We start from the raw sequence: 11,770 nt of genomic DNA, 5'->3' as shown, positions 1-11,770 counted from the left end.
CGTTCATGAAGATCGGCGTCATCGTGATGCTCGCCGGTGCGATCGTGATCGTGCGTCCGGAGATCTCGGTTCCCGCGGTCACGGTGTTCGGTGAGAACGGCGACGGCCCGGTGTTCTCAGGGGCGCTGTTCCCGTTCCTGTTCGTCACGATCGCCTGTGGTGCACTATCGGGCTTCCATGCGCTGATCTCGTCGGGCACGACGCCGAAGCTCGTCGAGAAGGAGCGTCAGACGCGTTTCATCGGTTACGGCGGAATGCTCATGGAGTCGTTCGTCGCGATCATGGCGCTCGTCGCCGCGATCTCGATCGATCAAGGCATCTACTTCGCGATGAACTCGCCGGCGGCGCTCACGGGCGGCACGGTGGAGGGTGCGGTCGCGTTCGTGAACTCGCTCGGTCTGACGGGGGTGAACATCACGCCGGAGATGCTCACGGGCACCGCGGCGGATGTCGGTGAACCCTCGATCGTCTCGCGCACCGGTGGTGCGCCGACGCTCGCGCTGGGTCTCGCGCACATCATGCAGCAGGCTCTGGGCGGCCAGGCTCTCATGGCGTTCTGGTACCACTTCGCGATCATGTTCGAGGCGCTGTTCATCCTGACCGCGGTGGATGCCGGTACGCGTGTCGCCCGGTTCATGCTGCAGGACACGATCGGCAGCTGGATCCCGAAGTTCCGTGATGTCTCGTGGCGTCCGGGTGTGTGGATCACGACGGCGATCATGGTCGCGGGCTGGGGATACATCCTTATCCTTGGTGTGACGGATCCGCTCGGCGGCATCAACACGTTCTTCCCGCTGTTCGGCATCGCGAACCAGCTGCTGGCGGCCATCGCGCTCGCCGTGGTCATGGCGATCGTCGCGAAGCGCGGTAAGAACTACCTGCGCTGGCTGTGGATCGTCGCGGTTCCGCTCGCGTTCACGGCGGTCATCACGATCACCGCGTCCATGTACAAGATCTTCTCGCCCAACCCGGCGGTCGGTTACTGGGCGAACAATTTCAAGTACCGGGCGGCGCTCGAAGCGGGCGATGGCAGCCTGGGCGAGACGATCACGGTCGAGGCGGTCATCCGCAACACGGCTGTGCAGGGCACGCTGTCGATCATCTTCGTCGTGCTGGCGATCATCGTCATGATCGTGGCGGTGCTCGTCACGATCAGGGCGGTCATCCGCGGCGGCGGAGAAAACACGGAGGACGAGCCGATCGCTTCGCGTCGCTACGCTCCTGCGGGTTTCCTGGCCACTCCTGCCGAGCGCGAGCTCGAGAAGCAGTGGGAGCCGATCCTCGAGGAAGAGCGCCGTTCTCCGGCGCAGCACTGAGAGGATCATCGTGACGAACCAGTCGGATGCCGCGTCCACGCCCCTGCGTGCGATCGGGGGGTTGCTCGCCCGGGCCGGGCGCGGCATCCGCTGGTACGTCCACAACCTGATGGGCGACAGCGCCTATGAGACGTATGTCGCCCATCAGCGTCGTCAGCATCCGGATCAGGATCCGATGACGGAGCGCGAATTCTGGCGCGACCGGATGGATGAGCAGGACCGCAACCCCGGTGCTCGTTGCTGCTGAGCCCTAGGCTGACGCCATGAACGATGTCGTCCTCGCAGCCGTGCTCGGGGTGCTCGGCGGGATCGTGCTCGTCGTGCTGTTGCTGCTGGCCCGGCGTCTGGCACGGGGGACCACGCATCTGGGCGGCCCGGCGGATCTGGCGGCTCATCGGGCGCTGCATCAGGCGAGTCTTGCCGCCCGGCATCTGCGGGGCGGGCTGAGCGGGCCGGATGTGGCGCGGGCGGCCCGGCATCTGCGGGTGCTGCTGGGCAGCACGGCGGTGGCGATCGTCGGGGCGGATGATGCGGTCGCGATCGATGGCCCCGTTGATGGCCTCGAAGCCGCGGCGGTTCGCATCACGGAGCGGGTGCGCGGCACGCGCAGACCGCAGGTGTTTCCGCACCCGGAGGGGGAGGAGCTCGAGGCGGTCGGGGCGCCGATCCTCGTCGATGGGCAGGTGGTCGGCGTGGTCGTGGCGTTCGCGACGCCGGTGCGGGCGGCGCTCGTGCGGGCAGCGGGCGAGGTTGCGGAGTGGTGCGCGGCGCAGGTGGAGCTGAGCGGTCTGGATGCTTCGCGCACGGCGCTCGCCGAGGCCGAGCTGCGGTCGCTGCGCGCGCAGATCTCGCCGCACTTCATCTACAACGCGTTGACGGCGATCGCGTCGTTCATTCATGCCGACCCGGAGCGGGCGCGCGATCTGGTGCTGGATTTCGCGGACTTCACACGGTATTCGTTCCGGCGGCAGGGAGAGTTCACGACGCTCGCGGAGGAGCTGCAGAGCATCCATTCGTATCTCACGCTCGAGCGGGCCCGTTTCGGCGACCGGCTCGAGGTGACCCTGCAGATCGCGCCGGAGACGCTGACGACGGTGATCCCGTTCCTGTCGGTGCAGCCGCTGGTCGAGAATGCGGTGCGGCACGGGTTGGAGCCGGGGGAGGGCGGCGGCAGCATCCGGATCATCGCGAATGATGATGCGACGCACACCGAGATCACGGTCGAGGACGATGGTGTGGGGATGGACCCGGAGTCGTTGCGCGCCCTGTTGACGGTGGGTGATGACGGCGCGCATGTGGGCCTGCGCAATGTGGATACGCGGTTGCGGCAGATGTACGGGGCGGAGGGCGGCCTGGTCGTCGAGACGAACACGGGCGCGGGTACCCTGGTGCGCATGCGGGTGCCGAAGTCGCAGCCGCAGCACGATCTCGGGCATGAATGAGTGGAGGCTGTCGTGATCGATGTGCTCGTCGCGGATGATGAGCGTCCGGCGCTGGATGAGCTCGTGCACCTGTTGCGCCGCGATGAGCGCATCTCCGAGATCCTGACGGCGGGTTCGGGGGCGGAGGCGCTGCGGGTGCTGTCGGAGCGGGCTGTGGCGATCGCGTTCCTCGACATCCACATGCCGGGTTTGTCGGGCATGGATCTCGCCCGTTCGATGACCTCACTGGCCGAGCCCCCGGCGGTCGTCTTCGTGACGGCGGATGATGCGCGGGCGGTGGATGCTTTCGATCTGCGAGCGGCGGACTATCTGCTCAAGCCGGTGCGCACCGATCGTCTGCGGCGTGCGGTCGATCGGGTTCTCGAGCTGGGCGGCACGGCCGCGCCGACGGAGGACGAGGTGCTGACCGTCACGGTCGGGTCGAGCGTGCGCTTCGTGAATCGCAGCGAGGTGCGCTGGGTGCAGGCGCAGGGCGATTATTCGCGGTTGCACGCTGCGGACGGCGTGGGCCATCTGGTGCGTATTCCGATTTCGGAATTGGAGCAGCGCTGGGCGGATGCGGGTTTCGTGCGGGTGCATCGTTCGTACCTGGTGGCGGTGGCTGCGGTCGATGAGGCGCGGCTGTCGGGTACGGAGCCGGTGGTGTCGGTCGGAGCCGTGGCGCTGCCGGTGAGTCGGCGCCTGCTGCCGGGTGTGCGGGAGGCGCTGCTGCGCGTCGAGTCGCGGGTCGGGGGCAGGGCGGATCGATGAGCGATCGTGCGGCGTCCGGGGCGACGCAGCGGCCGCTGCGGCGGGTGCGGGTGACGTCGGATGCCGCGACGAGTGTTCCCGGAACGCGGGGGATCGCGCTGCCGGGGTCGCCGGCGGATGACGCGGATGCGGTGTTCGCGCGTGCTCTGCGTCGGAGCCAGTTGCGGTTGGCCCTCGGCACGGTCGCGGGCTTCGTGGTCGTCACGGCGACGCTCACGCTCGTGATCGCGCTGATCCCCGAGATCGATCGGGTGGTGATCGTGGGGCTGCCGCTGTCGTGGATCCTGCATGCGTTCGCGTTCTATCCGGTGATCATCGTGTTCGCGCTGCTGTACGCGCGGGGAGCAGCACGGAATGAGCGCGCCTATCGGGATCTGAGGGAGCGCGGATGAACGTCGTCCTCGACATCATCGGCATCGCGCTGGTGATCGTGGCGACGCTGCTGATCGGCGTCTACGGTCTGCGCATCTCGCGCACGACGGGCGACTTCTTCGTCGCGTCGCGCACGGTGCGCCCGGTGTGGAACGCATCGGCGATCAGCGGGGAATACCTGTCGGCGGGGACGTTCCTCGGTCTCTCGGGACTCGTGCTGCTGGAGGGAGCGCGCGGTTTCTGGTTTCCGATCGGCTATGCGGCGGGGTACCTGTTGGTGTTGGTTTTCGTCGCCGCACCTCTGCGGCGCAGCGGCGCCTATACGATCCCGGATTTCATCGAGGCGCGGTTGGAGTCGGTACGAGCGCGACGGGTGACGAGCCTGGCGGTGCTCATCATCGGCTGGCTGTACATCGTGCCGCAGCTGCACGGTGCGGGGATCACTTTGATGGTGGTGGCGGGGCTTCCGCAGTGGGTCGGCGAGGTGGCGGTCGCGGTGCTGGTCGCGGCATCCGTCGCCGCCGGAGGCATGCGGGCGATCACGTACGTGCAGGCGTTCCAGTACTGGTTGAAACTGTTCGCGCTGCTCGTGCCGTTGTTCTGCATCGTCTTCGCCCTGACCGGCGGATCGCACGACGTCGATGCTGCTGTGATCTTCCCGGCTGAGGCGGGGCCCGCGGGGCTCGATCTCTATCAGACCGCGTCGCTCATGCTGGCCCTGGTGCTCGGCACGATGGGTCTGCCGCATGTTCTCGTGCGCTTCTACACGAGCCCGACGGGTGTTTCTGCGCGGCAGACGACGGTGCTGGTGATCGTGATGGTGAGCGCCTTCTATGCGGTGTCGAGCGGGATGGGGCTGGTATCGCGGATCGTCGCACCGGATCTCGCGAATCCGGATGCTGCCGACACGGTCGCCCTGGTGCTGCCCTCGCGCGTGTTCCCGGGGTTGTTCGGCGAGCTGTTGACGGCGCTGATCGCTGCGGGTGCGTTCGCGGCGTTCCTGGCGACGTCGGCGGGGTTGATCGTGTCGCTGGCCGGGGTCATCAGCCAGGATGTCTTCTCGGGGTCGGTGCGTTCGTTCCGGTTGTCGGCGGTGCTGTGCACGCTGGTGCCGCTGGTGATCGCGCTGATCACGGCCCCGGCGGGGCTGGGGTCGAGTGTCGGGATGGTGTTCGTGTTCGCCGCGTCGATGCTCTCGCCCGTGGTGCTGCTGGGGGTGTGGTGGCGGGGTTTGACGGCGCGGGGAGCCGTGGCCGGGATGATCACGGGCGGCGCAGCCACCGCGCTTGCGCTGCTCGTCTATACGGCGGTGGGCGGTGTGGGGTTGGCGGCACCGTTCCTCGCCCAGCCCGCGGCGTGGACCATTCCGCTCGCGACCGCGATCACCGTCGCGGTCTCGAAGCTCGATGCCCACGGAGCGCCGCTGCGCGCAGAGCGCTATCTGGGCCGCCTGCACACGCCGGAGCGCTGAGAACACAGCGCTGAGAACGCCGCCCTGAGAACACCGCGCTGACAACGCGGCGCTGCGCGAGCCCGCGCTGCACGGGAGGGGTTCTCAGACGAACATCACGCGCAGTGGTGGTTCGTCGGTGTAGGTTCGCCCGAGCGGACTCGTCCAGAGGATGACGCCGTCGTCGAGCTGTTTCGCCGTCCACCTGTCTCGGTCGTCGACGTCGGGATGTTTGAGCGGATGGTGGCTCGTGCAGAAGTGCGCGAGGTTGTCGATCGCCGTTCTTCCGCCCTGGGCATGATCGTGGTTGTGGTCGATCTGGCAGCGGCTCACGGCCGTGCGGCATCCGGGGAAGCGGCAGTGCTGGTCGCGCGCCCGAAGGAACTTCTTCATCGATGCGGTCGGTACATAGTTGTCGGTTTCGACGACCATTCCACGCGGGTCGAGGAAGATTCGTTCCCAGCTGCCGGTCGTGCCGGCGAGGATGCGGGCCATGTCGGCGGCCATCGGCCCGTGCCCGTCGAGTTCGGCGAGGTCGTCGTCGCCACCGCGCAGCGCGGAGGCCGCGATCGTGACTTGAACCCGCGCCTGCACCGATTCGAGGGAGGTCTGCGTGATGCTCGTGGGCGTCGCGGCCAGCAGCATGTCGGCGAGGATGTCGGCGCGAAGCTGGGCGACCGTGCGGGTGTCGTGCATCTGCACGCCGTACCCGTCGTGCATCGGCGTCGAGTTGTGGAACGTCGCCTCGGTGGGGAGTTCTGGGTCGAGGAGGTCGAACTCGGAGATCTCCTGTTCGGTGTCGGCCTCGGTGAAGACGCGGGCGGCCTGCGCCGCGGCCGCATCGGCGGCCCGGGCATCGGGTTCTGGGGCGAGCACCGGCGAATCCCACGGAGCGGGCTCGTCGAACTGCCGGGCGAAGTGTTCTTCGAGGTCGACGGGTTCTTCGGGCGTGCTCGGTGACTGCTCGGCGAGTGCCGCATCGCGTTCGGCGCGGATCTTCTCGAGCGTGGAACGCCGGGGACGCCGCTGACCCTTCGGCCGTGCGGTGATGACCGCCTCGCTCATCGACGTCAGACGGTCGTGGATCGCGTAGGCGAGAACTTCGGGAAGGATCGCGGTGAGCACCGCCATGCCGTCGCCGTCGGCGCGCACCGTCACCGCACGATCGCCCCGGGCTCGCCGATGGGCTGCGGCCGTGCCCTCGGGGAAGACCGCCGCCGCGACGGCTCGGGCATGCGCCCTCGTTCGCGCCACGGTCGAGGACTCCGCGAAGGGAAGAACCTTGTTCTCGTACTCGTTGCGCAGAGCGACGGCATCGGGGTGGGAGGAAGCCTGCGGGGCTTCGGCGACGATGGCATCGGCGTGACGGCGACTGATGGCCCCGGACGACAGGGCGGCCAACGATGCCGGGAACATGCGCACCAGCATCCATGCCGAGGAAATGTGTTCGGCGAACGTCGAAGGAGAAACGTGCCCGGCTGCCGCGTACTCGGCGCACATCGACCGGAATGCCATCTCATCGGAGGCGAGACGGCTCTGCGCGAGCAGGTCGAGGCGCTCGGCCAGCAGCTCGGCGCGGCGTGCTTCGAGGGCGCCGATCTCAGCGCCCAGGGCGACCCACTCGTCGAGCAGCTCGCCCTGGCGAGTGAGGGAATCCTCTATCGCCGGGAGTTCAGGAAGCTGCGTCGCCATGCCTCCAGATTAGAACAAATCTTCGAAACAAGCAATGCTTTTCCGAAACTCTCCCAAGCGGCTGATCAGACCTCGGTCGGGTCCTTGGGCAGCTCCGGCCACCGGATGTTCGCACCGGCGACGTCATGCTTCTTCAGGTATCCGGCGATGTAGGGGCAGTAGGGAACGATCGTGGAGCCGGCTGTCACAGCATCCGCCAGCGCGTGCGCCGCGAGCACGCTCGCCAGACCCTTGCCTTGGAACGCCGGATCGATCTCGGTGTGGATGAACTGGATCTCATCGCCGCGCATCCGGAACTGCGCGAACCCGGCGAGCGTCTCGCCCAGGTGGATCTCGAAGCGGGATTCTTCGTCGTTTCGGGTGACAGTGGTTTCGTCGGTCATGATGCTCCTTCGCGTCTCCTCCACCCTAGGTCGACGCGGGCGTCGTCGGCGCTGGCTACGCTGGAGGGATGCAGCAGATTCCTGGTGACCCGTATGCGGATCTGCCCTGGGACGACGTTCCTCCGCCCGAGGACTGGGAGTACGCCCCGCCGCCTGAGCCGATGGATTGGGAACCGCAGGGGTCGGGCTTCGAGCCGCCGCTCGATTGGGGTCCGGGGCCGGTGACACCCGTGGCATCCGCTGTGCGCGCGGCGACGCCGTCGCGCTTCGCGAGCGCACAGGAGGCGCTGCACACGGTCTTCGGCTATGACGCGTTCCGCGGTGATCAGCAGGCGATCGTCGATCAGGTGATCGGCGGCGGGGATGCTGTCGTGCTCATGCCGACCGGTGGGGGAAAGAGCATCACCTACCAGGTGCCCGCGCTCGTGCGCGAGGGCACGGGGCTCGTGATCAGCCCACTCATCGCACTCATGCACGATCAGGTCGATGCGCTGCGCGCCAATGGCGTCAATGCGGCCTATCTGAACTCGACGCAGGCGCCCGCCGAGCGCGCGGAGGTCGAGCGGGCCTATGTCGCCGGCGAGCTCGACCTCATCTATGTCGCGCCCGAGCGCCTGTCGTCACCCGCGACGACGAGCCTGCTGCAGCGCGGCACCCTCAGCGTCATCGCGATCGATGAAGCGCACTGCGTGTCGCAGTGGGGTCACGACTTCCGGCCCGATTACCTCGCGCTCGGAGATCTCGCCGAGCGGTTCCCGGGCGTTCCGCGCATGGCGCTCACAGCGACCGCGACGCGCGCCACGCACAAGGAGCTCACCGAGCGCCTGCACCTCGACGTCGCCAAGCACTTCGTGGCGAGCTTCGATCGCCCCAACATCCAGTACCGGATCGTGCCGAAGGTCGATCCGCGCAAGCAGCTGGTGCAGTTCCTGCGCTCGCAGCCCGAGGGGGCTGCCGGCATCGTCTACGCGCTCAGCCGCAAGTCGGTCGAGCAGACGGCCACCTATCTCGCGGCGCAGGGCTTCGATGCTCTGCCGTACCACGCGGGTCTTCCTGCCGAGGTGCGGGCGGCGAACCAGTCGCGGTTCCTGCGCGAGGACGGCGTTGTCATGGTCGCGACGATCGCTTTTGGCATGGGCATCGATAAGCCGGATGTGCGGTTCGTGGCGCACATCGATCTGCCGAAGTCCGTCGAGGGGTACTACCAGGAGACGGGGCGTGCGGGGCGTGACGGCGAAGCATCCATCGCCTGGATGGCATATGGCCTCGGTGACGTCGTGCAGCAGCGTCGACTCATCGACCGCAGCCCCGGCGATCGCACGTTCAAGATGCGCATGGGGCAGCACCTCGATGCGATGCTCGCGCTGTGCGAGACCGTTGAATGCCGCAGGCAGAATCTGCTCAACTACTTCGGGCAGTCATCGCAGCCGTGCGGCAACTGCGACACGTGTCTCGAGAAGCCGGAGACCTTCGACGGGTTGATTCCGGCGCAGAAGCTCTTGTCGACCATCGTCAGGCTCAAGCGCGAGCGCCGGCAGGAGTTCGGCGCCGGTCACCTCATCGATATTCTGCGCGGGGCGTCGAATGAGCGCATCCGCCAGCAGGGGCATGATGCGCTCGCCACCTACGGCATCGGCGCTGATCTGTCTGACCAGGACTGGCGCAGCGTCGTGCGGCAGCTTCTGGCTCGCGGCATCCTCGTCGCTCAGGGCGATTACGGAACCCTCGCGCCCGGCGACGCGGCCGCCGGAGTGCTGGCCGGAACGTCGCCGGTCCCTCTGCGCAAAGACACCATGGGTCGTGTTGGTTCTGGTGGGGGCAGCCGTGCGCGCAAGGCGTCGGCTGCATCGGATGCTGTCGCCGAGGGTGATCGCGCACTGTTCGAGGCCCTGCGTGTCTGGCGTGCCGAGACGGCCCGTGAGATCGGCAAGCCGGCGTACATCGTCTTCGGCGATGCGACGCTGCGTGCTCTCGCGGAGCTGCGGCCGGCGTCGCTGGCGCAGCTCGACGGCATCACCGGCATCGGTGAGAAGAAGCGCGAAGCGTACGGCGAGGCCGTCATCTCTGTCATCAACGGCAACTGACGGTAACTTTTCGGTCACGACCGGGAGCTTCGTCCTGGGCGACATCCGCGAAAACACGCGGTGAACAGCATGCAAACGCATGTGTCGTTGCTGAGTTTTTGCTGGACACGCCGGAAGAAACTGGCAATACTGTCTGCGACACGAGCTCTGTCGGTCGTGTGCCGACGCCTGGGGAGGGTCTTGTGACGCGAACGTAGTCCGCATCACGGGAGGGGCAGTAAGTGGTTAGAAAGAGAAAGACTCTGCGAACAAGCAGAGCGCTGACGGTGGGTGCCGTAGGTGCACTCGTCGTCGGACAAGTCTTGGTAGCGAACTCTGCGTTCGCTCTGCCAACGGATAGTTCAGAGGCTGAAGGCCGGCTGCTAAGTGGAAACACTGCGGTGGTTAACCTCAACTCCGTTGCTGAGCTGGCAGGCGCGTACAGTGCCGACCCCAGCGCAACTGGGGAAGACAATCACCCGCTATCGCTGGAAGTGCTCAACGCGCTGAACATCAATCTTGGCGATGGCCTTCAGCTCTTTGGCCCGAACGGGATCATCGGCGTCGGGGCGCTCGGTCAGTACGCCAGCACTGGGCCGGACGAAGTTCCGCTCGCTTCTTCAGGTCTCGTGAACGCAGACGGCAGCATCGCTGTCGGCAGCGGCGCTCCGACTGAGAACGCATACGTTGACCTCCAGCCCATTCTGGGCGCGGCAGGTCTTGACGCACTGCTCAACGACGCACGTCTCGAGCTTGGCGCTGTTTCGGCTCTTGCGACCTACGGCGATGCAGGTGCGCCGGAGGGCGACTACCAGATCGCTAACGGCACTCTGCTGCTGACGAGCCCGACGATCGCTGGTCTCTCGGAATCGCTCGTTGCCACGCTGGACCAGATCTCCGACCCGATCAATGATCTGGCCGGCGCAGGCGGAGCGATTGAAAGTACGATCAACCCGCTGCTCGACGGCCTTACGAGCACCTTGAACGCGCTGCTTCTCGGCATCGGCTCGATCGACGAACTCGGCGTGACGGCAACGGTGGATCTTGAGCTTGACGCCGCCGTGCAGTCGCTCCTCGCGCAGCCGCTGACTTCGGATGACAGCGTGCTCACCATCGATCTGTCCACAGGGACTGTGAGCGTCGATCTTGCTCGATTGGTCGCTGACACACAGGGTGGCGACTACGACGGCACCCTCAACGGTCTTCCGGTCAACACCGAGATTCTCGACCCGGACCTCGTTCAGGCGACGCTCGACGGTGCGATCGCGAGCACTCTGGATCAGATTCCGGCTTTGCTCGTGAACGTCGTTTCGGATGCGCTGAACGCGGCTGACGTCAACATTGCGATTACTGGTGACATCAGGACACCGCTCGGCAGCATCGGCGGGGTGGACGTCCAGATTTCGGGCGAGCTCGGCGGCTTCATCGGAGCTCCGGGATCCACTCCGCCTGTCACCAACACAGACGGAACCAATGTTCTCGGCCTGGACGTCGGGTTGCTGGTCACTCCGATCCTGACCGCGGTGACCAACACAATTCTGCCTGCTTTGGTAACTCCGCTTGCTGACGCAATCACCGACGAAGGGGCGCTCGACGCACTCTTCCGCCCGGTGGTCACGACCGTAAACACCGCATTGCAGCCCCTCTTCGGCCTCGTGACGAACAACTTGCTCTCGCTGACCGCGAATGTGCAGGAGACTCCGGGCGACTTCGTCGAGGCGACCGCGGAAGACGAAGGATCGTTCACGCAGCGCGCTCTGCAGTTGACGCTGCTTCCTGCTACCGCTACGCCGTTGCTTCAGCTTTCGCTCGCCTCGGCGACGGTTCGAGTCGCGACAGCAGATGTCGTGATCACTGGTCCCACCGACGGCCAGGAGTTCCCGGTCGAGTCGGAGGACGGTGCGGAGAGCATCACTGTCACCGGAACCGGCGAGCCTGGCGCGGCCATCTCGGTCACGATTCCCGGTGTCGACGGTGCACAGACCGCCACGGTCGGTACGGACGGCAACTGGACGGTGACGTTCCCGGCTGTTCCGGTCGGTGACCACACGATCACTGCTGAGCAGACCGTCGAGGGTGCAGATCCTACGACGACAACGGTCAACGTCCGTGTCACCTTCGAGCCTGCGACCGACCCGGATGCCGATGCTGACGCTGATGTGGACGCTGATGTGGACGCTGACGTGGACGCAGATGTGGACGCTGACGTCGATGCAGATGTGGACGCTGATGTGGACGCTGATGTGGACGCTGATGTGGACGCTGATGTGGACGCTGATGTGGACGCTGATGTGGACGCTGA

The 11,770-nt window shown here is 66.5% G+C and carries 10 protein-coding genes; 8 read left to right on the top strand and 2 right to left on the bottom strand.

The window, feature by feature from the left end:
• The 6 genes from Q0Z66_RS10815 to Q0Z66_RS10790 form a co-directional block, all read left to right on the top strand.
• Positions 1-1,316: carbon starvation CstA family protein (locus tag Q0Z66_RS10815; protein WP_298040987.1), on the top strand; the 1,316-nt coding region annotated here is incomplete at its 5' end.
• A gap of 10 nt (positions 1,317-1,326) precedes the next feature.
• Complete coding sequence (locus Q0Z66_RS10810) at positions 1,327-1,563, top strand: YbdD/YjiX family protein (protein ID WP_298040983.1); 237 nt, start codon at positions 1,327-1,329, stop codon at positions 1,561-1,563.
• A gap of 16 nt (positions 1,564-1,579) precedes the next feature.
• Positions 1,580-2,758 (top strand): sensor histidine kinase, encoded by a 1,179-nt coding sequence (locus tag Q0Z66_RS10805; protein ID WP_298040981.1) that lies wholly within the window; start codon positions 1,580-1,582, stop codon positions 2,756-2,758.
• 12 nt (positions 2,759-2,770) lie between these two features.
• A complete protein-coding gene (locus Q0Z66_RS10800; protein ID WP_298040989.1) occupies positions 2,771-3,508 on the top strand; it encodes a LytTR family DNA-binding domain-containing protein in 738 nt (245 codons plus the stop codon).
• On the top strand, positions 3,505-3,900 hold the full coding sequence (locus Q0Z66_RS10795; protein WP_298040979.1) for a heavy metal transporter: 396 nt from the start codon (positions 3,505-3,507) through the stop codon (positions 3,898-3,900). The genes Q0Z66_RS10800 and Q0Z66_RS10795 overlap by 4 nt, the downstream gene beginning before the upstream one ends.
• The gene (locus Q0Z66_RS10790) at positions 3,897-5,351 is read left to right on the top strand and encodes a cation acetate symporter (protein ID WP_298040976.1); all 1,455 of its coding nucleotides are present in this window, start codon (positions 3,897-3,899) and stop codon (positions 5,349-5,351) included. The genes Q0Z66_RS10795 and Q0Z66_RS10790 overlap by 4 nt, the downstream gene beginning before the upstream one ends.
• An 84-nt stretch (positions 5,352-5,435) precedes the next feature.
• On the opposite strand, the gene Q0Z66_RS10785 is transcribed toward Q0Z66_RS10790, so the two are convergent.
• Both Q0Z66_RS10785 and Q0Z66_RS12510 read right to left on the bottom strand, forming a co-directional pair.
• Positions 5,436-7,022, bottom strand: coding sequence for an HNH endonuclease signature motif containing protein (locus Q0Z66_RS10785; protein ID WP_298040973.1), 1,587 nt, complete (start codon positions 7,020-7,022; stop codon positions 5,436-5,438).
• A 65-nt stretch (positions 7,023-7,087) separates the two neighbouring features.
• Positions 7,088-7,405: a GNAT family N-acetyltransferase gene (locus Q0Z66_RS12510; protein WP_366938992.1), complete on the bottom strand. Its 318-nt coding sequence runs from the start codon at positions 7,403-7,405 to the stop codon at positions 7,088-7,090.
• Between the two features lie 68 nt (positions 7,406-7,473).
• Here Q0Z66_RS12510 and recQ point away from each other — a divergent pair, with 68 nt between their 5' ends.
• Both recQ and Q0Z66_RS10770 read left to right on the top strand, forming a co-directional pair.
• On the top strand, positions 7,474-9,489 hold the full coding sequence (gene recQ / locus Q0Z66_RS10775; RefSeq protein ID WP_366938991.1) for a DNA helicase RecQ: 2,016 nt from the start codon (positions 7,474-7,476) through the stop codon (positions 9,487-9,489).
• A 380-nt stretch (positions 9,490-9,869) separates the two neighbouring features.
• A partial coding sequence (locus tag Q0Z66_RS10770) for a choice-of-anchor G family protein (protein WP_298040966.1) occupies positions 9,870-11,770 on the top strand: 1,901 nt, incomplete at its 3' end.

The sequence above is a fragment of the uncultured Microbacterium sp. genome (genome assembly GCF_947632095.1).
In the GTDB taxonomy this organism is placed as follows: domain Bacteria; phylum Actinomycetota; class Actinomycetes; order Actinomycetales; family Microbacteriaceae; genus Microbacterium.
The sequence above is the reverse complement of the archived record's forward strand: the minus strand, read 5'-3'. Positions and strand labels throughout refer to the sequence as shown.